The sequence below is a fragment of the Roseburia sp. AM23-20 genome (assembly GCF_003470905.1).
Lineage (GTDB): Bacteria > Bacillota > Clostridia > Lachnospirales > Lachnospiraceae > Roseburia > Roseburia rectibacter.
The window spans coordinates 1-23,996 of record NZ_QRHS01000007.1; the positions used below are offsets into that span (position 1 = coordinate 1).

Genomic DNA, 23,996 nt, shown 5'->3' on the forward strand with positions numbered 1-23,996 from the left:
TCCAGACTGACTGAGGTTGCATGAATATCCTGTGTGACGTACTTGATTCCTTTTCCGCTTGCATAAGTCTGGGCATAGCAATCAGACGGACCGTACATCGTCATTTTCTTTGGATAAGAAAATGCATTTGATGCGATCGAAGTTGTGTTGCGCGGGACTGTGATCTGCGTCAGCTTCGTGCAGTTGACAAAGGCACTGTCACCGATCGTGGTCACATTGTAAGGGATCATGATGGATGGCAGGGCTGTACAGCCGTAGAATGTCTGGCTCTCAATTTTCTTTAACTTGCTGCCTAGCGTGATGTCGGTCAAGGCTTCGCAGCCGTAAAAGGCAGAACTTCCGATGGATGATACCGTGTCCGGCACCACTGCTTTTTTCAGGGATTTACAGTTTTTAAATGCGTTGCTTTCTATTTTTTCTACCCCGGATGGAAGTATTGCTTCCGGTAGGGATTCACAGCCAGAGAATGCGGAGTTCCCGATCGTGGTCAGGGTGGATGGGAAGTTGATGGTGGTTAACTTCTTGCAGCCGGAAAAAGTGCTTGATGGTATCTCTTTAAGGATATTTGACAAATGCACCTCTGTCAGACTGGTGCAGTTATCAAATGCATATACTCCAATACTTTCAAGATTTCCCGATAATTTTGCTGTTTTTAGTGAACTGCAATATTCAAATGCAGATCGTTGAATTTCTGTTACACTATTTGGAACATCAATCTCTTTCAGATTGATACATCCGCCAAATGCTCCACTCTCTATTACCGTTACGGTATTTGGTATTGTTATCTGCTCGATTCCTGTACAGCCTGCAAATAACCCTTCCGCTATCTCTGTTGTTCCTTCCTCAAAAGTTACCGTTTTTAAATTTGCACAGTTATCAAATGCTCCTCCATCAATGCCAGCACTATTCACGGAATACCGACATTCTTCCAAACTTTTTGGTATCTCTATCTCCGTTAACTTATTATCATTTCCAAACACTTGCCAGCCCATCGTTTTTAAATTTTTCGATAATATTACGTCCGACAATTCTTTGCACTCTGCAAATGCATTTCCGTCAATATCTGTCACACTGTCTGGTATTTTTATACTCTTTAAAACATTACAGTCTCCAAATGCCCAAATACCAATACTTTTCAGATTTTCCGATAATTTTGCTGTTTTTAGTGAACTGCAATATTCAAACGCAGATCTCTGAATCTCTGTTACATTATCTGGAACAGTAATCTCTTTCAGATTAATACAGCCTCCAAATGCTCCACTCTCAATTACCGTTACGGTATCTGGTATTGTTATCTGCTCGATTCCTGTACAGCCTGCAAATAACCCTTCCGCTATCTCTGTTGTTCCTTCCTCAAAAGTTACCGTTTTTAAATTTGCACAGTTATCAAATGCTCCTCCATCAATGCCAGCACTATTCACGGAATACCGACATTCTTCCAAACTTTTTGGTATCTCTATCTCCGTTAACTTATTATCATTTCCAAACACTTGCCAGCCCATCGTTTTTAAATTTTTCGATAATATTACGTCCGACAATTCTTTGCACTCTGCAAATGCATTTCCGTCAATATCTGTCACACTGTCTGGTATTTTTATACTCTTTAAAACATTACAGTCTCCAAATGCCCAAATACCAATACTTTTCAGATTTTCCGATAATTTTGCTGTTTTTAGTGAACTGCAATATTCAAACGCAGATCTCTGAATCTCTGTTACATTATCTGGAACAGTAATCTCTTTCAGATTAATACAGCCTCCAAATGCTCCACTCTCAATTACCGTTACGGTATCTGGTATTCTTATCTGTTCAATTCCTGTACAGCCTGCAAATAACCCTTCCGCTATTTCAGTTGTTCCCTCTTCAAACATTACCGTTTTTAAATTTGCACAGTTATCAAATGCTCCTCCATCAATGCCAGCACTATTCACGGAATACCGACATTCTTCCAAACTTTTTGGTATCTCTATCTCATTTAACTTATTATCATTTCCAAATACTTGCCAACCCATCGTTTTTAAATTTTTTGATAATTTTACGTCCGTCAATTCTTTGCACTCTGCAAATGCATTTCCATCAATATCTGTCACATTATCTGGTATCTCTATCTTCTTCAATGACGTACATGACTCAAACATATATACATTCATATATGTAAACTTCTCATTCACCGGCAAATACGCACTCGCCAGTTTACTGCACTTCTGAAATGCACATCTGCCTGTCTTCTCCACGCTGTCCGGTATCACAACACCAAGCAGTGACGTACATCCGTAAAACGCACTGTCTCCAATGCTTTTTACACTATCCGGTATGCTGACCGATACCATACTTGTATTATTTTTAAATGCTTCATCCCCGATTGATGTTACCGTATCCGGTATTTCCACGAAAGTCTGCCATCCGTTATATTTTTTCAGCACACCATTTTCAATGACGAAATTAACGGAATCATCATAAAACATTCCATCCCCGTCACCATAGATCTGGGCATAATTAGATGCACGGTACAGGGAAATTCCATTTTCACTGGAGCTGTCACTGGTGCCATAATATGATGCCCAGGTACTCCATTTTATCGTCCACTGATGGATCACACATGCCGGTTCTGACGCACTTAACCTTGCATTACAGTCATATACCGTGACACCGTTATCATCCGCACTGACAAACACCATCGTATGCTGTCCGCCGTTACCACTGCCACATGCCTGTATGATATCACCGAGTTTTCCCTGCTGTAACAGATTTTTTGCACTGTCTGTTGTCACACTGCTTCCCGAAATCTGTCCCACCAGATCTACATTTTCTTCACTCTGGTATTTATACTTTGCGTTTCCATAATAACGGTTTGGCATATTACAGCCGAACAACTGATAAAATACCATTCTTGCAAATCCAAAACACTGAATCGCTCCACCCCAGTCACCGTTCCAGGTCTGCCCCACATTCGGTTTGTACTGGCTCTGAATGGCTGCAAACTTTGCTTTGATACTGGCTGTGCTGTCATAATTTTCGTCAATGACATTTCCATTATTATCCCTGATCGTTACAGAATCGTCTTTGATCGTCAATGTGCCATCCTGCACTGCCTTTGTGGCATTGGAAAGACAGCTATTAATGTAGAGTTCATAATTTACTTCCGAACCCATGCTGCTTTCCCAGCAGTCCATCTTCGAATATAACCTTTTATCCCTGCTTTTTACCAGATTTTTCGATTTTGAAAGCAGCATTTTCGTGCATGCTGCATTAAAATTAACTGCTGCCTCAAGATAACGCATATCATCTGTTGTTCCTTTTCCAGTGTAAAACAAATGCTGGTAATGTGCGACTGCCCGGTTCGAATCCATCCAGTACTGATATAACAATGATGAATAGACGATATCCGAAACAGATGGATTGTAATGTTCATACACAGAAGCGATCATCCCAGCCGCTTTATTCACGATTCCCCATGGCAGGTTGCTGTAATCAAACACGCCAGAAACAATACTTCCAGCTGCTTTTTTTGCCTCTTTCTGCAAGGCACTGAGTACTTTATCTGACAGATAATTATCTACAATATACTGCGCCGGGTTTTCCACAATTTCATTGCGCAATGCAATCAGTTCATTATAGATAGACGGATCTTTGACATGTTCATGAACGATCATAAGATCGTCGATTGCCTGAACTTCGATCTCCTGTATTTCGATCATACCGCTGACCATCAGGAAAATTTCATTTGTATCATTTGTGAATTTCATGAACATGTCCATATTTTCATATAAACCGTCCACCATTTCCCCGATTTTTTCATCTGACATCAATTTATTTTTATTATTCTCCACCAGAGTTTTCCGATATGCCTCTTTATCCTTGTCTTTCAAAAAATCGTATACTTTATTGACAACCTTTAAGTTTTTCTCTACCTCTCCCGCTGTTTTGGTAAGGTTCTGATTTGCCTGCAAATATTCATATACAACCTTCCTTGCAGCCTGTTTTTCAAAACTTTCATAAGTGTTATCGCCAAGATTGCATTTTGACCAGAATTCACTCCACAAAACGCTGCTGCCTGTCTTTATGCTGTACATAAATGACGCAACTGTCTCATCGGTAGCAGAGACACTGTTGATTGCCTCTAAAGACATATCTCCACATTTTGCAATAATATCATCATATGATTGATTATTCAGATATGATGGTGCTAACATGCAAAGCTGTTCTTCTGTAAGACTGTACGAGTCAGACGCAGAAAAAAATGAGATCTCATCCATAACCTCCTGTTCGATCTGCTCCTGTTCTTCTGCGGTCAATTCGATACTTTCCGTTTCTTCCGTAACTGTCTCGGTTTCAACCTGCTCTGTTTCTGCCGTCTCTTCCGTGACAATCCCCGTCTCTGAATCTTCCATCACCTCCGATTCGCTTGTCCAGACATTCCCAGCTGACTCTGATTCATTTATTTCCGTCTCTTCCGTAACAATCTCCGCGTCCGAATCTTCTGCTTCTTCCGTGACAATCTTCGTCTCAGCCATCCCAGATTCTTCCTCTGCCAGACTTCCGGCATTATGATCTTCTTCATCTGCCTGGTCTGTTTCTTTTTTCTCTGTCACTGTCGACTTTTCATCATCCTGTTCTGCAGTCTGTGTTTCCACAGTCTCTTTCTCTTTAAAACTGTTTTCTTCCTGTGTCTGCTGATGCTCTTTTCCTGCCACATCCGCCAGCAGCATCTCCGGTGCTGCGGTCAATGTCATACAGGCACAAAGCAGCCATGCGATCATTCGTTTTTTCATAACTGTTCTCCTTTCACAGATATGTTTCTTCTGTAGTTCAGATTCTTTTCATCCATTATATAACACTTATTAGCTGTTATCAATACAACCTGTATGTTTTATATAGTTACATTTTTTATTGATAAAGTAGAACGATAAGGAGATTTATTGCATGGTACGATTAAAAGAACTACGTGAATCAAAACATATGAGTCAGCAGGCTGTCGCTGATGTATTTCATGTCACACAGCAGACAATCTTTAAATATGAGCATGCTCTTGCGGAACCGGATCTTGATGTAATTCTTCACATGGCAGATTTCTTTGATACTTCTGTTGATTATCTGATCGGTTACACAGATGTTCCCTTCCGGTATGAAGTATATCCGAAAGATTCCATCACGCAGAGTGAACAGCGTGTTTTAGAATATTACAGACGGCTCTCGCCCAAAGTACAGGCTCTGGTTCAGGCACTCGCAGACGAAACAGCTGAAAATGGTTCTGCCCCAAAAACAGCTTTCCGTTGATGCAGAATGCACCCCCTAATGTGTGATTCAAAGACAGATAGATTACATTGGAGTACTCCCCTGTTTTTTCCGCCAGCATCGCCGCATTTGCATCATTTTCAAAATATACCGGGATTCCGATCGCCTGTTCTAAAAAACGCAGACTGTAGTTTTTTAGAACAGGCGCATGGGATTTTAAAACGATCCGTTCTTTCTGGTCAACGATTCCCGAAATCGCAATCCCAATTCCAAGCAATGTTTTCTCTGCAGACTCACCAGCCAAAAAAATTTTTACCTTTTTTGCAGCTTCTGTACAATAAGATAATTCTGTTGTAAATTTTAAGCGGATACGTTCCTTTTTTATAATCTCATCGCCCAGATTGACAAGCACCATTTCTATATGGTTTGCGGTGATGAGCATCCCCATTGCATGACAGTACGACTTATATATCCACGCATCACAAATACCATGCTTACGAACACCTTAAGAGATTTAGAGGAGCTTGGGATCATTCACAGAAAGCAGTCTAATGAGATTCCACCCCATGTGGAATATTCCTTAACCGAAAAAGGAAAAGCACTGCTGCCGGTATTTTTTGAAATATTAAAATGGGGGGGGAAGAAAATTTAGATTAAATGAACAACGTTATTCCCATAAGAATTAACAGACACAAACATTCCCCAATCACTGCGCTCCGATATAAAAGCACATTTACCCGCGCAATATCTTCTGCTTCCACTGGTCTGATATCATCCCCGATATATGGCTTTTTCACGATTTTTCCAAAATAACTTGCATCCCCTGCCAGACGAAGATTTAAGGCACCTGCACAGGCTGCCTCGGTCTGGGCAGAATTGGGGCTTGCATGGTTATAACGGTCACGTTTAAAAATGCGCAGTGCATCTTTCCCGGAAAACTGTTTTCCCGGCAGATAAGCTGCAGCGATCATCAGTGCCGCACTGATACGTGCCGGAATATAATTTACCACATCATCAAGTTTTGCCGCCGTTCTTCCAAAATTCAGATAGCGGTCATTTTTATATCCCACCATCGAATCCATCGTATTGACTGCCTTATACAAAAATCCCAGAACCGGTCCGCCGATCGCTAAATAGATCATCGGTGCGATCACACCATCCGATGTATTTTCCGCTACCGTCTCCACTGCTGCTTTTGCAACACCTGCTTCATTCAGATTCTGCGTATCACGTCCCACGATCATTGCCACTGCTTTTCTTGCACCGTCAAGATCCTCTGCCTTCAGACGTTCGTACACTTTCATACTCTCGACTTTCAGACACTTTGTCGCAAGAATCTGATATGTCATGATACTCTCTAAAATGCAGCCTGCTACGGGATTGAGTACATACCCCCCCAGAAGTAAGCAAATACTTACCAGACCTGTAGCAGATAATACGATCACTACAAGCCAGATGCCTGCACGCCATTCTTTTTTTTCATTTCTTATGCCTGATACATCAAGCATTTTATGATCTATTGCAACGATCAGATTTCCGATCAGGCGCACCGGATGATACAGCCAGTGCGGATCTCCCATCAGCAGATCTAACAGAAATCCTGCCAGAAATGCAATCATATGGTAATACATATCGTTACTCTCCCAAAATTAATTTTTCATCTGTTATAAAAATCGAAGTCTCATCCACTGCTCCATTTTCATCTGTGGTATAAGACAATGTACATTCATACCCCTGTCCGCACCTGCACTGATAATCGAAATAGGAACCCTTTCCATAGCTGTCAAATAATGCCATGATCGTGCCGCCATGTACGACGCAGACAACTTTTCCCTGTACTTTTTTTTGCTGCGATGCTTTTTTCGGCTCATTTTCCTGCTCTATAAAACAGATCTTATTTATCTTTTTACTCTGATCTTCCGAACGAAAGGTATCGCTCTTTTTTTCTGTCAATCTGGTCAGGCAATCCATGAGCCCGGCTCTGCACCGCAGGATAAATTCTTCCCGGCTCTCCCCATCCGGAAAGGGCAGCGTTCCACCGCTGTCGATCCATCTCTGATAATCTTTATTTCCATTTAATTCGAGATAAGTTTTCCCTTCAAAACTGCCAAAATTCATCTCTTTCCATTTTTCTATGATCTGGCAGGACTGATTGCCATATATAATCTCTTTTGTCTGTCTGCACCTTAACATCGGACTTGTAAAAATAAAATCTGCATCCGGATATTTTTTTCTGTTCTGTGCAATCACTTCACGTCCTTCCACAGAAAGTGGCTCATCCGTCCAGCCAAGATAACTTTTTCTCTGATTTGATTCTGTCTCGCCATGCCGGATAAAGACCATTTCTATTTGATTTTCTGCGCTATCCCGCATATCACACGCTCCACACTCTCCGAGGCTTTTGCAAGAACGATCTGCATCCTTCCGACCTGCTCCCGGTATTCTCTTTCTTCTTTTTCGACCGGTACTACACCACATCCGACTTCATCGCAGATCACGATACAGTCCGGATTCTGCTTTATAAATATTTCTGTGAGTTCCGGTACATCTGCGCCTTCTTTTATTTTTCTTTTGACCCACAGATGGAACTGATCTACCGCCACTACACCGCTTAACTGCTCAAGTTCTGTTTGTTCACCGGAAAAAATGTCATTCTCTGAAATCTGATATGCAGTTTTTACATAATCGCGTTTTCCCTGTGCTATTCCACCTAAAACCAGTCTCATCTTAACCTCCAATTTGCCACACTAAAACTCCAAACTATCTGCATTGAGCAGAAAATATTTCATGCCCATGAATACGAATCCTTCTTCATTTCTCCATGGCTTTTTCGTTCCATTCACTATAACAATCTTCTTAAATGAATCCGGAATATTTCGAAACGAATTAAGTTCCTGTGTTTGCTTTTCCTCTGTAGTCATATCATAAGCGACCTGAATGTAATATCTCTGACTGCCCTGATTTACTACAAAATCAACCTCTAACTGCTTATGCACTCTCTTTCCTTCACTATTTTTTGCAAATACATCCACAATTCCAACATCCACATTGTAACCACGCACAAGCAGCTCATTATAAACAATATTTTCCATAATATGAGTCGGCTCCTGCTGTCTAAAATTCAGTCTTGCATTTCTAAGTCCAACATCCGAAAAATAGTATTTCAGATTGGCTCCTATATATTTTCTGCCCTTAATATCATACCGGTTCGCTTTAGAAATCAAAAATGCCTCTGCCAAATAATCAATATGGTTAGATATAGTTTTATTGCTATAATTGATTCCTCGTTCACTTTTAAAGGTGTTTGATATTTTAGTTGGGTTGGTAGGAGTCCCAATGACAGACGCCAGTATATCTACCAAAGTTCCGATTTCATCAACATTTTGAATCCTGTTTCGCTCTACTACATCCTTGATATAAACATTGGTAAAAATATTTTTAAGATACTCCGTTTTCTGGCGTTCCGCAGAGAATTGTGCCACTTGCGGTAAACCACCATATATCATATATTCCTCCCACGCATCATCATAATCTCCGTTAAAAGCCGCATAGAACTCTGCAAAGGACAACGGATAAATTCTGATTTCATCTCCTCTGCCTCTAAATTCAGTTACAATGTCGCTGGATAAAAATTTAGAATTACTGCCAGTTACATACACATCAATGTTACTGATACGAAGCAAACTGTTCAACACTTCTTCAAATCGTGGCATAAACTGTACTTCATCCAAGAGCAGATAATATTTCTGATCATCATTCATTATATCTTTAATATGCTGATAACACTTCTTTGGATCTCTCAACTCCTCATTTTCAATGCCATCTAAAGCAATCTCAATAATGTGGTCATTATCTACACCACTTTCCAATAAGTATTTCTTAAACAACACAAATAACAGAAATGATTTGCCGCATCTCCTGATTCCCGTGATAATCTTAATCATTCCGTTATCTTTTTTTACTTTTAACTGTTCAAGATATAAATCTCTCTTAATCTCCATAGTATCCGTTCCTTATTTTTGTGCTTTGCACAAATTTTGGTAGTATTATTTTACTACTAAATTATTTTTATTTCCATAGCCATTACTATTTTTTGTACATTTGCACTTTTTTATGTAGCACTTATAGAAGAAAACCAGATGGTTTCATGCTATTTTTATGCCAGTTATTATTGAGTTTTCAAGCTCATACCATTCACAGATACGGTAGTCTTCCGTATCGATATTATAGATTTTTGCATTCAACGTTCCAAGCATAAACGGGGAATGTGTTGCAATGTTACTTCCTTCTTTTGTTTGAAAAATGGCTCAATATCTTTCCCTCTTCTACAATATCTAAATGGAGTCTGCCATAACCACCTTACAATTTTTCCGGAAACAGGCTATGCCATATTTTATAAAATTCTGCATACCATCCTGCTTTAATCTTGCAATGTAGTCTTTTTCTTCGATCTGCTGCAGTGCTTCCTCACATGCTGCATCCATATCTCCGCCTTCTGCATATTTTAATTCGATTACAATACCCATCCTGTTTTCTCCAATCTCGATAAGTATGTCACTGTAACCAATACCTGACTCTGCATTGGATATTGTGCGCCATGTGGATTTATAGCCTAACAGTCCTAAAAGAACACCGTGATAAAAATTTTCTTTCTTTTCCTTTGCGACCGCAGTATCTCTGATACTTATGGTATTCCACAGATAATTTCCAAATATCTTTTCTATCTTTTCCGGTTCTTTCTTTACGAATGCCTCACAAAGCTCTTCGAGCGTTTTTCCATCACTTTTTGACACCTCACTGAACCATTCCTTTATCTGTCTGGTAAACAGATTTCTTATTTCTCTATTTGGAATTTTCAACAAATATTTTCCACTTACTGTACGGCCATTTTGTGTCAGATATCCCGTAGTCAAAAGTACACTCCATAAATTTTCTATGCTTCTGTCTATCTCATTGTACGTCAGTTCCTGCGAAACGTCCTTTTCAATGCTTTCTCCTGCGATCAACTGCTCTATTTCCGATTTTGTCTGGACGTTTGCCTTGTCAATAAACCTGCGTACGATAGAGTTACTGCTGGAATTTGACCAGAAATCCTGTGGTGTGGCATTGGGATCAGCACACAATAAATCAATGTAATTTACAACATCCCACGGACAATATACATCTGCATTACCGAATCTGTAACCATCATACCATTCCTTTACTTCCTCAAAATGCGACGATAATCCATAATCCAGAAGCATTTTTTTTACTTCTTCATCGGTAAATCCGAATTGCTCATCAAATCTTGTATCCATGACAGATAACACCTTAAAGTTATTAATTCCTGTAAAGATACTCTCTTTCGATACTCTTAAACATCCTGTCAAGATGGCAAATTGCAGGAAATCATTCGTTTTCAATGCCTGCCCTAATAGTCCACGAATAAGTTCTGCCATTTCATCATAATAGCCATTACTGAATGCTTTATCCAGCGGTACATCATATTCATCTATGATAATGATCACTTTTTCTCCGTAATGTCTGCATAAAAGTTCTGACAGCAGACGAATACTGTCTGACAAATCTTCCATCTGTCCTGATAAAAGTTTATCATATTGCATACGTTCTTCATCTACCAGTTTTTCACTGTTTTTTAGATAATAATGTCTGCGGGCTTCATTTTTTATGGTAGTAATGATACGTTTTAAGGCTGCATCAAAAGTCAATCCATCTGCGCCCTTAAGTGACAGGAAAATAACCGGATACTTTCCCATATATTCCTCACATATTTTTCTGTTGCGGGAAATATATAGTCCGTCGAAAACAGACTTATCTGTACCAGCTTCAAAAAATGTTTTAAACATACTCATATTCAAAGTCTTGCCAAAACGCCGCGGACGCGTAAAGAGGTTTACCTTTCCCCAGCTCATCAAAAGCTGCTCTATCAGTTTTGTTTTATCGATATAATAAAATCCCTCTTTCCGGATCTCTTCAAAATCTTCAATTCCTACTGGTAATTTTAATCTGTTATCCATGCATGGAAACCTCCCTGAAAATAAATCCGCTACACTTAACCATTAGTATAGCGGATGAATATCCAAAAAACAATATTTGACTATAAACGAAGCCTCATTACTTTTCTGCTACAAGATGCATACGAAACCCTTTCTGTCTCTCTAATTTTATCACTTTTAAACCTGCTGTTTCGCACATTTTACGCACTTCCATGCAACTGTAAATTCTTACATCTCCATGCCCGCCAAGATGTGCCAACGGCATCTCGATATGATTCATTAACCATATCATAAAATTATTACTCGTGTAATCACGCAATACCAGTTTTCCGCTTTTCTTCAACACCCGTGCCACTCCATTTATAAACGCCTGGGGATTCGGATAATGATGAAAACTGTTCGTACAGATCACTGCATCAAACGTGTTTTCGGCAAAAGGAAGATTCTCACTGTCTCCGACTAAAAATTTGGTATGGACAAGTTTTTTCTCCTGTGCCACTTCGATCATGCGGGGCGTCAGATCGATTCCCGTATAATTCCTGTCAGGAAATTCTTTCACCAAAAGTTCTATCATTGGACCTGTTCCACACCCCACATCTAAAAGTTCCTGAAATGGATATTTTTTTAATTCTTCAAGAACCGGCGGATAATCGTCCTTACACATTTCATACACACCCGCATGCCCGGAATCATATACTTCCGCAGCTTTGGTAAATTCTTTTATCGATAAATCCTTATATTTCTGTTCTGTAAACATTTCCGTTTTCTCCTTTACAGTCTGGTGATTTGTCAAATCTCATAGTTAGCATTAACTAACCATAATCATGATACCATACCAACCCTGAAAAAGAAAGTATCTTAATACTATTCATTCAAATAATCATACGCTATCCGTTCAGCTCCATCTCTGACATATATATTTCCACATTTGCGGAATCCAAACCGTTCAATTGCAGTCTGCATAGAAATATTATCTTTGTGTGTATCAATACGAATATAGTCTATCTGTTCAATGCAATATTCAAAACATGCTCTGGCGATTCCTTTACATAGCTGTTTCCGGCATCTATATCCGTTTTTAATATTTTCTCATCAGGGTATCCTTCTCCCCATTGCGTTTTATTCCCATGCGCAATCATATATACCTTTGCCGTTTCAAAAATTGCCATAACCTGCTTTGTATCTTCTGTTGTGCTTTTTCTTATTTCCATACCCCTTAATCCTTATACTATCGTTTCTAAATAGGTATCATCATTTGATATGCTGCTTTTAAATTTTATCACATATTCCCAATGCTTTCTATCTTCAAATACCATCACTTTCTCCACTGGAATGTCCCTGACTGCAGTCCACACATATTATGAAGTCTGGCATAATATAGTCAGATAAATCAGGATTGCTTGAAAACGCTCCCTGCATCGGCTATAATTTCAACGTAACAAATCGGAATTGATGGAGGTAGTGTGAATTATGAAAAAGATTGTATGTGCAATGCTATGTATTCTGCTTGTATTTAGTTTGAGTGCTTGTGGCGGAAATGTTAATGAAGTAAATACGCATAATGTAGAATCTGAAATATATTCTGAAGAGGACATTGCAGCTGCTATTGACACCATAAAAAAAGAGTTTAAGAGCAACTGGAATGGATGTACTCTTACAGAAATTTATTATGCAGGGGATGACAGCTCTAAAGACCATCAAGATTGGGCAGATAGGAACAATGCAGATGAAGTCATTGTTTTGCTATCTTCATTCGATGTTGATTCATCTGGAGGAGATGGTTCTCTGAATCCAAATAGTACATACAATGATTGGAAGTGGATTTTAGTTAGAACAAACGGCGGACAATGGCAACATGTTGACCATGGATATTAAAATAAATTCCTGTTTAAGGTGCATAGGTTTATGATTCTCAAAAGAAGGTAAAATAATGAGCAGCTGCCTTCTGGCCCTCCTTCAAACATACAACTTAAGAAAGAACTTCAAATGACTAACACAAAACGTAAATCAAAAATTATCCTTATTATACTGCTTGCCGTGATTCTTACACTCTGCGGTATCAGCGTCTGGTATGTCAATGACTACTATCACGCTGTTGATGTAGATGAGGCTTTAACCTCCTCCGATACCGTAACGGTAAGTTCCACGGATACCGGCATGCTTTTTAACGGACCAGGTACGAAAGATGCGCTTATTTTCTATCCCGGTGCAAAAGTGGAAGCAGCCGCATACGCCCCTCTGCTAAAGCTGATCGCGGAAAACGGCATCGACTGTTTTCTTGTCAAAATGCCCTGCAACCTTGCTTTCTTTGGTATGAATAAAGCGGATGACTTCGTGGCGGATTATTCCTATGAACACTGGTATCTGGCTGGTCATTCCCTCGGTGGTGCCATGGCTGCAAGCTATGCAGGGAAGCATTTAAATGATTTAGACGGACTGATCCTGCTTGCTTCCTATTCCACCAGTGATCTTACAAAAGCTGTTTTTCCGGTTATTTCCATATATGGCAGCAATGACGGTGTCTTAAACATGGACAAAGTTGTAACCAGCCGTGACCTTATGCCCGCTGACTATTCGGAACATGTGATCGAAGGAGGAAATCATGCCGGTTTTGGAAGTTACGGTGCACAAAAAGGTGACCATGATGCATCGATTTCCCATGATGAACAATGGAGAGAAACCGTATCCATCTGCACATCAGTGCTAAAAAAGTAATAGAAATGTAATCCAAACACTCTAAAAAGGAGCTGAGATACTGCTAATTTTAATCAGCTAGTGCGACAGCTCCATTTTTAAACTATATTATTTTTTACCATCTAAAAATTCTTAAATCCATATCCCGCAGCTCTCACAGCATCAATAAAATCACCCAGCACTGCTGCATTCGTCTCCGACTCCGCATGGAGCAGATAAATCGCACCCGGATGGAGTTTATCTTTCATCTTCTGCAGGCTTGATACATGATCCGGCTGGTTATTGACATCATAATCAAGATATGCAAAACTCCAGAAAATACTCTTATAATTACAGTTATTTAACAGTGCAAGCGACTGCTCACTGAATCTTCCGGTCGGATAACGGAACAGGTACATGTCATACCCAAAGTTTTCCTTGATATAGGCATGATTCTCTGTTACCTCATTTTCCTGCTTATCTAAAGTCAATGATGGCATACCCGCAGATGGATGTGTCACACTGTGGTTTCCAAGCACATGACCTTCATCAATTATACGTCTTACCAGATCAGGATTGTCCTTCGCATATGGTTCCGTTACAAAAAATGTAGCAGATACACCTTTTTCTTTTAAGGTATTTAAAATGCTCTCGGTCTGTCCGTATTCATAACCTTCATCAAATGTCAGATAAATATCTTTTGTATCTTCACCGATGAAGTACGCATTATATTTTCCATAAGTTTCCTGTGCATTGATGGCGTCAAGCGGACGGTTTTCGTCATCCGTGTGGCTGCCAAGTCCCCAGTCATGACTGGTCGCATCTAAAGAAGCTACGTTTTCAATCTGCGTATTCTGCAGCACCTGTCCGGTCGTGCCTGTGCCTGTTTCCGTAGATGTCTGGTCTTCCGTACTCGGAACATCCTCTACCGATTCTGTAGCGTCTGTTCCGTCTTTTCCATAGGACTCATACGTTTTTAATACAGCATCCCCGATTGCTTTCGCGTAACTGTCAAGGTTTGCATCAAACAACTGGTTATCCGTCGGGCTGTTCATAAAACCAAGTTCAACGATACATGCCGGCATGTTTGTGTGCAGATTTACATAATAATCTTTGCTCTCGCTCTTTTGTGTTCCTTTCTTTACGCCGCGGTTTCTTGAAACTCCTGCAGCATCCAGATTGTCCATGATATTCTGGGCAAGTGACTGTGCCTTATCATCTGCATCACTGCGGATCCAGGTCTCTACGCCATTTCCCTCACCGGTATTTCGGTGCAGCGACACAAAATAATCGGCATTATTCTGGTTTGCAAAGGTTGTCCGCTCCTCTAACGACAAAAATGTATCATCCGAACGTGTCATGATAACCTGCACATTTTCCTTGTCAGTAAGATATGCTGCCACTGCCTGTGTTATTTTTAAATTGTCATTTTTTTCATAACGAAGCCTGTAATCAGATCCATTATCTTTTCCGCCATGCCCGGCATCTAAACATACGATCAGTTTATTCTCGTCTATCTCATCCTGCTTCTCCTGCTCGTCATTAACCGCCACGATCTTCCCTTCGATCTGTGAAAGGTCAATGCCTGCCGGAACCAGCTTGTGCAGCAAACTCCCCATCCCTTTAAATAACGCAAGAACGATCAGAAGCTGCAGCGAACAATATACTATGCATACCAGGTTTCTCAGTCGTTTTTTTCTTCGCTTCTCTGCATTCAAATCCGTTCACTCTCTATCTTTTTTCTTTTTCATTCATTTATATAAATATTTTAGTCCACAGTGCATATTTCAGGTACTGCGATATTAATACTTTAGTCCGCAGTGCATGTGCTCATTGCTTTACCACATTATATCCCATCCACCTTTAAATGACCATAAAACATTTTCTTAATATTTTATTATGTTTCGTCAAACAGGAACTGTGCCAGTGCATAATTGCTGACATCCTGCCCCTTCGGTGTCAGGTAAATTCTGCCTGCACGGCGCTCTAAGAGTCTCTCTTCCTGCAGATGATTTAAAACTTCCTGATACACTGCCTCAATCGGTATTCCAAAGTCATGAAAGAAATCATCTCTGGAAATTCCATCGATCATACGGAGTCCTAAGTACATAAACTCTTCCATCTGGGCATACCTGCTTACAGATTCTGCCGAGGCATGTAGATTGGTTGCCGGAAGTTGTTCCACTGTGCCATCTTCATGATGATTTTCCCAGATACCTTCGCGGATTGCTTGTATCTGTTCTAAATAAGTATATAGATCCGATGTATTGGTGTAACGTATGTTTTCCATCAAAGAAGATGCACCGAGTCCCATTCCGAGATAGTTGACACGTGTCCAATAACCAATATTATGTCTGCATGCATATCCCGGCTGCGCAAAATTTGACACCTCATAATGCACATAGCCATTTTCTTTCAGTACCTGTTCCGTCATCTGCGTCATCTCGTAGACTTCATCTTCCGTCGGCAGTGCATCCGTTGCCATTCCCGCACGCTGCTTGACCGCATCAAATTTATAGAGATCGTAAAAAGGTGTTCCTTTTTCAATGATCAGCGAATAGGCAGAAACATGCTCCGGTTTCAGACGGCATACTTTCTGCAGGGAATCCGCATAGGTTTCTATATGCTGCCCCGGAAGAGAACTCATAAGATCCACATTGATATTGGAAAATCCTCCTGCCCTTGCAAGTTCATAGGTCTTTAAAAACTGCTCCCAGGTATGGATACGTCCCAGCATTTTTAATTCAACATTCTGTGCAGACTGCAGCCCCAGACTGATCCGGTTGATCCCGGTCTGTCTGTATACTGCAAACTTCTGTGCCGTGACAGTTCCCGGATTGCACTCAATGGAAACTTCCGCACCCGGCAGCAGGGAAAAACTCTGATGCATAGCATCCATGATTGCTGCCATATCCGACTCCCAAAGCCATGACGGTGTACCGCCGCCAATATATACGGTCGAGACCACATAATCCCTGCAATGGGCTCCATAGTAGGTAATCTCTTTACAAAGTGCCTTCACATACTGTCTCTGTGTATCTTCATCCGCCGGAAAAGAAAGAAAATCACAATAATTACATTTCCTGACACAGAACGGGATATGGATATATAATTCCAGTTCCTTTTTTTCCATTTTTAATCCTCATCCAGTTTTAAAACACTCATAAATGCTTCCTGCGGAATCTCAACATTTCCGACCTGACGCATACGTTTCTTTCCTTCTTTCTGTTTCTCTAACAGTTTCTTCTTTCGGGAAATATCACCACCATAACATTTTGCAAGCACATCCTTGCGCATTGCCTTGACTGTCTCACGCGCGATAACTTTACCGCCGACAGCCGCCTGGATCGGTATTTCAAACAGATGTCTCGGAATCTCTTCCTTTAACTTTTCACACATTTTTCTTCCGCGCTCGTAGGCACTGTCTTTAAATACGATAAAGGAAAGGGCATCCACCTGCTCTTTATTGATCAGAATGTCAAGTTTTACCAGCTCGGAACGCTCATATCCTTTTAATTCATAATCGAAAGATGCGTAACCTCTGGAACGTGATTTTAATGCGTCAAAGAAATCATAAATGATCTCATTTAACGGCAGATCATATTTGATGAGTGCACGCGTCTCCTCTAAATATTCCATACTCAGATAAACACCGCGGCGTTCCTGACATAACTTCATGATTGCGCCGACATATTCACTCGTCACCATGATCTCTGCCGATACAACAGGTTCTTCCATGTATTCGATTTCAGACGGATCCGGGAGGTTTGACGGGTTTGTCAGGTCAATGACCTCACCGTTTGTCTTATGCACTTTATAAATAACTCCCGGTGCCGTTGTCACAAGGTCTAAATTAAACTCACGCTCTAAACGTTCCTGAATGATCTCTAAATGAAGTAATCCTAAAAATCCACAGCGGAATCCAAAACCAAGTGCTAAAGATGTCTCCGGTTCATACTGCAGGGAAGCATCATTGATCTGCAATTTTTCCAGTGCATCTCTGAGATCCGGATATTTTGCACTGTCTGCCGGATACATACCGCAGTACACCATCGGGTTGACTTTTTTGTAACCCGGAAGCGGTTCACTGCATGGACGGTTGGCATTCGTCACGGTATCGCCGACACGGGTATCACGGACATTTTTGATGCTTGCACAGATATAACCTACCATTCCCGCCGCAAGCTCATCACATGGGATAAACTGTCCTGCACCAAAATATCCGATCTCTGTGACCTCGGACTGTGCACCGGTTGCCATCATACGGATGGTATCTCCCACTTTTACCGTTCCCTCTTTGATACGGCAGAATACGATGACTCCTTTATAGGAATCATAAAGTGCATCAAAGATCAGCGCCTGAAGCGGAGCATCTTTATCTCCGGTCGGCGCCGGGATCTTTGTCACGATCTGCTCTAACACCTGATCGATATTTAAACCGGTCTTAGCGGAAATACGCGGTGCATCCTCCGCCTCAATACCGATCACATCCTCGATCTCCTTTACCACCTCATCCGGCTGTGCACTCGGAAGGTCGATCTTATTAATAACCGGCATCACGTCAAGATCATGGTCTAATGCAAGATATACATTTGCCAGTGTCTGTGCCTCCACGCCCTGTGCAGCATCTACAACCAAAATCGCACCATCACAGGCTGCAAGGCTTCGTGACACTTCATAATTGAAATCGACGTGTCCAGGTGTGTCGATCAGGTTAAAAATGTATTCTTCCCCATCATTTGCCTTATAAATGATACGAACCGCCTGTGACTTGATCGTGATTCCACGCTCACGCTCTAAATCCATATTATCAAGAACCTGTGCCTGCATCTCCCTGCTGGTCAGTGTTCCTGTTCTTTCTATAATACGGTCAGCAAGCGTTGATTTGCCGTGATCGATATGTGCTATAATACAAAAATTTCTGATTTTACTCTGATCTATTGACATTTTATTCTCCATTCCAAAAAATAATCAGGCATTTACCCATACTTTTTTATTATACGGGAAAAGCAAAGGAAACGTCAAGTCGTCCACAGTCCACTTTCGCGGTTCTCTTTCATTTATTAACAATTAAAATACAAAAATTCACAATATGTTCACTGGATTTTTAGTACTTTTGGGTGCATAATAAATTTGCTGTTAAATATTTAACAGTTGGGTTTCCGTAGTCACTATGACTTAAACCCCCTTCTTAATATGAAAATTCCCAACACAGCGGCTGCAAACGCTGTGTTGGGAATTTTTTGCTCATTCATAAATTGGATAAGAAGTTCCTTCTCTCATAAATACCGGAATCACATCGATCGGTGCCGGTACTGTCACATAGTTTCCACCCTCATATACTTTTTTCGTATATGCATCTGTCCACTTTGTACCAGACGGAAGATAAACCCTGCGTTCTGTCGCTCCGGCTTCCATGACTGGTGCCACCAAAAGATCCGGGCCAAACATGTATGCATCTTCCACGTTCCAGCTCTCCTTATCTTCTGCAAAATCAAAGAACAGCGGACGCATCACCGGTGCCCCTGTCTTACTTGCCTGTTCCATGCAGGAACGGATATACGGGCGGAGGCACTCACGGATAAACAGATATTTTTTCAATATCTCATAATTATCCTCTCCAAAACTCCATACCTCATTATCCTGACCGGAGGTAAGCTGGCGCACACCATCGATAAACTCCTGTTCTCTCTCATACCACGGGGAACGTTCTCCATGCATACGGAATACCGGACAGAATGCACCCCATGCAAACCAGCGTACTAAAAGCTCCTTAAATGCCGGATCTTTGATATCCCCACCAAGAAATCCTCCGATATCTGATGTCCACCACGGAATGCCTGCCACACACATGTTAATTCCTGCCTGAAGCTGTTCTCTCATAGAACGGAACGAAGAATACACATCCCCGGACCAGGTAAGGACACCGTATTTCTGGCTGCCAGCCCATGCACAGCGCACCAGACTCATGACGTCTTTCTCTCCCTCCGCTTTTAAGCCATCATAAAATCCTTTTGCATAACCGACCGGATAAATATTACTGCACTGTAATGCAGGTCCCGCATAATAGCGGTAATTGTCAAAATCATAAGGACCATACTCCGGCTCTGCCTCATCTAACCAGAAACAGCGGATTCCGTTTTTATAGTAGTTTTCCTTACATTTATCCCATACAAACTTCTGTGCTCCCGGATTTGTCGCATCATAAAATACCGTATTACCCATCCAGCTCATATGATAGGACAGTCCTCGATCCGGTGTGACAAGATATCCCCTGTCATTCATCTCCCCATAATTTTCGCTGCGCTCATCCACCGTCGGCCAGACAGATACGACCGTCTCGATTCCCATACTCTTTAATTCATCCACCATTGCTTTTGGATCTGGCCAGTCTCTCGGCTCAAACTTAAATTCACCCTGCATTGTCCAATGGAAAAAGTCGATCACGATCGCATCCATCGGAAGTCCGCGTTTTTTATGTTCCCTTGCAACTGCAAGTATCTCATCCTGATTGCGGTAACGCAGCTTACACTGCCAGTATCCCATACCATATTCCGGCATCATCGGTGTTCTTCCGGTTGCCGCAGAATACTGTTCTTCAATCTCAAACGGTGTATCTCCCGCCGTGATAAAATAATCCAGTTTCTTTGTGCTCTTTGCATGCCACTCAGTCTTATTTGCTCCGAAAATGGCTGTCCCAATCGCCGGATTATTCCAGAAAAATCCATAACCTCTGTTTGAAACCATAAATGGTACACTCGCCTGGCTGTTTCTGTGTGCCAGTTCCAATATCGCACCTTTTTTATTCAGATTTTTTTCCTGATACTGCCCCATACCAAATATTTTTTCATCATCAAATGCTTCAAAACGCATGGTCAGTTCGTAATCTGTACTTCCTGGAATCGGTTTTAATTCTCTTGCATCAATACGCAGTGGCACGCAATAGCGGTTGATCCGGTTTCTGTTTCTCCAGTACTCTTTGGTCAGAAGCTCTCCCTTCTGATTAAAATAGCTGATCCATCCCTCCGGGGAGATCACCGCCGTGATCTTTCCGTTTTTTACCGTGTATACGTTTCCGGTCTGATGATATTTTGCAAATTCTTCTCCGCGATACCACGGATCTGTCGTGTCAACTTCCCTGCATTCCACCTGAATAGGGCATTTTTTTACTTCCTCGGTCAGCGCCCAGTCATGTGCATCCATCTGTGCTTCCTTCGTCATGCGCACACGGAAAGAATTTTCTCCCCATGGTTCTAACCACAATGTCGATGTTCCATCTGCAATTACCAGTCTGTTATTTTCTTCGTAAACTCTCATCTAACTTTTCCTCTCTTATATGAATCATTCAAAATTAATATAACTCGCTATTTCCTGTATTTATCATTTTTTCCAGTTGATATAAATTTGTAAAATTTTCCGTCCTTTTTCCAGTTGATACAAATTTGCAAAACATTCTGCCCTGTCAGATTATTTCAACATCTCTCCATACAGAACACCGCGTGACCCTGTCGCAAGGAAAAATCTGCCAAACTTTCTCTTATCGCCATCGATACTGTTGATCTCACCATACATCTGATCATCCCGGTTCAGCCGCTCATACGACTTTCCCTCATCAAGGGTACGGTAAAATCCATATTCCCCATCAAGACGTCCGCAGAAATAAATCGCCTTTTCCTCTGTCAGATACTCCCTTCCTTCGCCGATCACACCAAGTCCCATGCGGTAACATGCATCTTTCGCATCTGTCAGCCTTTTTACATGAATTTCATCTGTTCCGGTGTCATAGCAGAATTTATAAAGTCCCGCGTCACCTAATGCCATGTAAAATACACCGCTTTTTCCACCCTCACCGCGCACTTCCGTCTTATTTGCAGTATCAATATAACCAAAATCGCAGATAGGAAATGTTTCTTCCGGCTGCTTCTGGTAAAAGTTTTTACCGCCGTCCCTGCTCACATAGATTTCAGACGCACCGCCAAAACCGTAAAACAAATCATTACCAGTACGGTCAGAAAAGACTTTCAGGTAACCCTTTTTGACAGGATTTCCTTTCAGATCAAATACGCCTGCTTTTTGAAAATTTTTCCCACCGTCATTGCTGATGATCACCAGTTCCACCGGTAGCCTGATGCCATCTGCCACAGACCAGACAATATTTGTACCGTCCGGTGACATTGCCACCCAGCCGGCATTTACATTCGGATTTTCAATCTCATGCAGTTTTCGGTCAATCTCTGCATTGATGCCAAACGGCATGCTGATCCGCTCAAATGTTTTAAAATTATCACGGGTGCGCACCAGACCGCCTTTTGTTTTCCCTTTCCAGTTTCCCCGTGCCGTCACAATGCCAAGATTGCTGTCTGCATCGGAAATATCTGCATTGATACAGGTAATATAGCGGTTGCCTTCCCTGTCGTCAAATGAATTTTTACATGGTTCATCGAGATTACGGAACGCAAAACCGCCAAGATCCCCGACGATATCAATAAGTTCTGCTTCTCCGGCGACCGGGGCATATACATTCAGATGAACCGTCTCCTCGATTCCTGCACATGCATCATGATAACGCGGATGTTCACCAAGCAGTGCATCCGTCATAAAAACACCGGTTCCGGAATTAAACCATACCTCATTCGGATCGAATGGATTGATCTTAATATCGCTCATCCAGTGCAGCAGACAATGATTGCCATTGTACTCCGGCTTCATATAGGAAGTATTAAAATACAGATCTCCTTTTTCAAGTCCGCACAGGCTCACACTCCAACTATTACCATAATCTTTGGAAAGATATACGATCTCATCACCCTCTTTTTCCCGGCAAAGTGTCGAGCAGACCAAAAGTCCGGGCATCGCTTTACAGGAGGAAATCCCGCCAAATCCATAATTTAAAAATTTTTTTGTCAATACACCATCCGCATCCGGCGTGATATCATCATATCCTGCAATTTTCCCTTCCGAAAAATAATAACGGAGTACTTTTCCACCGATCACATCCCCGGAATCGCAGCTGTATCCGAGATCGACCACATAATTCCATCTTCCGGTAACATTCATCGTCACATAAAGATAAGTTCCATCATAATCATAACGTGATGCCACCAGACCATTCATTTTGCTGTCACTGACTAAAACATTTTCTGGCTGCATCAGCCTTTCAAATGACTGGCCTGCATCATAGGAAACATACAGGCTGTGACCACGCAGTTTATCATTTTCTCTCGTCGTATAGCCTGCTGTCCCTGCGACGATCGTTTTTGCATCATCTGACACCCAGACACATGTCATGTAATTTTCTTCTAAAGTAAGTCTTTTCCAGGTATCTCCTCTGTCCGTGGTTTTCCACAGACCATCTAACTGGCTTGCAAAATAAAGTATATTCTCATCCTTTTTATCTGCTGCCAGACGATATCCGGTTCCTCTTCCGCACAGGTTGCCATGGACAGTCACAGGTATCTTTTTATGGATAAATGTCTCTCCATAATCCTCTGAAATAGAAAATTTTCCATAGCCCTGCCCGTTGATACCGCTCATAATATATAAATATTCCGGATGATTTTCGTCGAGTGCACATGCGATTGGAAATGTTTCAGAGATATCCTCCATGCTCACGCCATCGATCAGACTTTTCCAGTGTTTTTTTTCGTAATCATACCGGTAAACACCGCCGATGTCTGTTCTGGCGTAGAGGATGCCGGGCTGTCTGGGATGGTATAACAGTCCGGTGACGTATCCGCCGCCTGGGATTGGGGCATTTTTGTATTCGTAGTTGATTGTTTTGTGGGCTTTCATTGTATAGGTGAACTCCTTTCGCGGATATTTTTTTCAGTGTAACGATGATTCCCGTTTGCGAGTAAGCAGATTCGCAGTGCTGATAAAAAGAGTCGCTCGCGACTCTTTCGCGCTCGAGCGGTGCTGTTTACAGCTAACTTCTTCTCCGCGAGATGCGCATCCTGCCCGGAGGGCTTTTTGATTCATAGGACGTAATTTCCTATGAATCGAAAAAAGGAACCCCGCCAACAGGATTCCTTCTTAAACACCAGACGAACCCCTACTTTAAAAGTAAGGATTTTCGTCTCAATTTTCTACCAC

Annotated in this window: 17 protein-coding genes and 1 pseudogene; 4 read left to right on the forward strand and 14 right to left on the reverse strand. The window is 41.5% G+C overall.

Annotated elements, in window-relative coordinates:
- On the reverse strand, window positions 1–4,772 hold a 4,772-nt coding region (locus DW650_RS07320; RefSeq protein WP_147403009.1), incomplete at its 3' end, for a leucine-rich repeat protein.
- 151 nt (window positions 4,773–4,923) lie between these two features.
- Here DW650_RS07320 and DW650_RS07325 point away from each other — a divergent pair.
- Window positions 4,924–5,277 carry a helix-turn-helix domain-containing protein gene (locus DW650_RS07325; protein ID WP_118209495.1) on the forward strand — a complete coding sequence of 118 codons (354 nt, stop codon included), beginning with the start codon at window positions 4,924–4,926 and terminating at the stop codon, window positions 5,275–5,277.
- A 31-nt stretch (window positions 5,278–5,308) separates the two neighbouring features.
- Here the strand turns inward: DW650_RS07325 and DW650_RS20600 are convergent.
- Window positions 5,309–5,683: pseudogene (locus DW650_RS20600) on the reverse strand (ROK family protein); the annotation flags it as partial.
- A 3-nt stretch (window positions 5,684–5,686) separates the two neighbouring features.
- Between DW650_RS20600 and DW650_RS07335 the strand changes: the two are divergent.
- Complete coding sequence (locus DW650_RS07335) at window positions 5,687–5,887, forward strand: winged helix-turn-helix transcriptional regulator (RefSeq protein ID WP_330414611.1); 201 nt, start codon at window positions 5,687–5,689, stop codon at window positions 5,885–5,887.
- A 1-nt stretch (window position 5,888) separates the two neighbouring features.
- On the opposite strand, the gene cbiB is transcribed toward DW650_RS07335, so the two are convergent.
- The 7 genes from cbiB to DW650_RS19715 all read right to left on the reverse strand — a co-directional run bounded on the left by cbiB (window position 5,889) and on the right by DW650_RS19715 (window position 12,442).
- On the reverse strand, window positions 5,889–6,866 hold the full coding sequence (gene cbiB / locus DW650_RS07340; protein ID WP_118209497.1) for an adenosylcobinamide-phosphate synthase CbiB: 978 nt from the start codon (window positions 6,864–6,866) through the stop codon (window positions 5,889–5,891).
- Between the two features lie 4 nt (window positions 6,867–6,870).
- Entirely contained in the window at window positions 6,871–7,608 is a 738-nt protein-coding gene (locus DW650_RS07345; protein WP_118209498.1) for a histidine phosphatase family protein, read from the reverse strand.
- A complete protein-coding gene (locus tag DW650_RS07350) occupies window positions 7,581–7,961 on the reverse strand; it encodes a bifunctional adenosylcobinamide kinase/adenosylcobinamide-phosphate guanylyltransferase (RefSeq protein ID WP_118209499.1) in 381 nt (126 codons plus the stop codon). Before DW650_RS07350 ends, DW650_RS07345 begins: the two co-directional genes overlap by 28 nt.
- A 21-nt stretch (window positions 7,962–7,982) precedes the next feature.
- Window positions 7,983–9,236: an ATP-binding protein gene (locus tag DW650_RS07355; protein WP_118209500.1), complete on the reverse strand. Its 1,254-nt coding sequence runs from the start codon at window positions 9,234–9,236 to the stop codon at window positions 7,983–7,985.
- 333 nt (window positions 9,237–9,569) lie between these two features.
- Entirely contained in the window at window positions 9,570–11,252 is a 1,683-nt protein-coding gene (locus tag DW650_RS07360; protein WP_118209501.1) for an AAA family ATPase, read from the reverse strand.
- A 97-nt stretch (window positions 11,253–11,349) separates the two neighbouring features.
- Window positions 11,350–11,988: a class I SAM-dependent methyltransferase gene (locus tag DW650_RS07365; protein WP_118209502.1), complete on the reverse strand. Its 639-nt coding sequence runs from the start codon at window positions 11,986–11,988 to the stop codon at window positions 11,350–11,352.
- A gap of 244 nt (window positions 11,989–12,232) precedes the next feature.
- A complete protein-coding gene (locus DW650_RS19715) occupies window positions 12,233–12,442 on the reverse strand; it encodes a hypothetical protein (protein ID WP_199654216.1) in 210 nt (69 codons plus the stop codon).
- A gap of 259 nt (window positions 12,443–12,701) precedes the next feature.
- Here DW650_RS19715 and DW650_RS07375 point away from each other — a divergent pair, with 259 nt between their 5' ends.
- Window positions 12,702–13,106, forward strand: a complete 405-nt coding sequence (locus DW650_RS07375) for an LptM family lipoprotein (RefSeq protein ID WP_117613823.1) — start codon at window positions 12,702–12,704, stop codon at window positions 13,104–13,106.
- Between the two features lie 111 nt (window positions 13,107–13,217).
- On the forward strand, window positions 13,218–13,946 hold the full coding sequence (locus DW650_RS07380; RefSeq protein ID WP_118209503.1) for an alpha/beta hydrolase: 729 nt from the start codon (window positions 13,218–13,220) through the stop codon (window positions 13,944–13,946).
- A 101-nt stretch (window positions 13,947–14,047) separates the two neighbouring features.
- On the opposite strand, the gene DW650_RS07385 is transcribed toward DW650_RS07380, so the two are convergent.
- The 5 genes from DW650_RS07385 to DW650_RS07405 form a co-directional block, all read right to left on the reverse strand.
- Complete coding sequence (locus DW650_RS07385; protein WP_243102886.1) at window positions 14,048–15,622, reverse strand: N-acetylmuramoyl-L-alanine amidase; 1,575 nt, start codon at window positions 15,620–15,622, stop codon at window positions 14,048–14,050.
- Window positions 15,623–15,801: 179 nt separating this feature from the next.
- Entirely contained in the window at window positions 15,802–17,037 is a 1,236-nt protein-coding gene (gene hemW, locus DW650_RS07390) for a radical SAM family heme chaperone HemW (RefSeq protein ID WP_118209504.1), read from the reverse strand.
- A gap of 2 nt (window positions 17,038–17,039) precedes the next feature.
- Window positions 17,040–18,851, reverse strand: a complete 1,812-nt coding sequence (gene lepA / locus DW650_RS07395) for a translation elongation factor 4 (RefSeq protein ID WP_117919324.1) — start codon at window positions 18,849–18,851, stop codon at window positions 17,040–17,042.
- A gap of 300 nt (window positions 18,852–19,151) precedes the next feature.
- Entirely contained in the window at window positions 19,152–21,221 is a 2,070-nt protein-coding gene (locus DW650_RS07400; RefSeq protein ID WP_118209505.1) for a glycoside hydrolase family 31 protein, read from the reverse strand.
- A gap of 150 nt (window positions 21,222–21,371) precedes the next feature.
- Window positions 21,372–23,696, reverse strand: a complete 2,325-nt coding sequence (locus tag DW650_RS07405; RefSeq protein ID WP_118209506.1) for an endoglucanase — start codon at window positions 23,694–23,696, stop codon at window positions 21,372–21,374.
- Window positions 23,697–23,996: the final 300 nt, after the last annotated feature.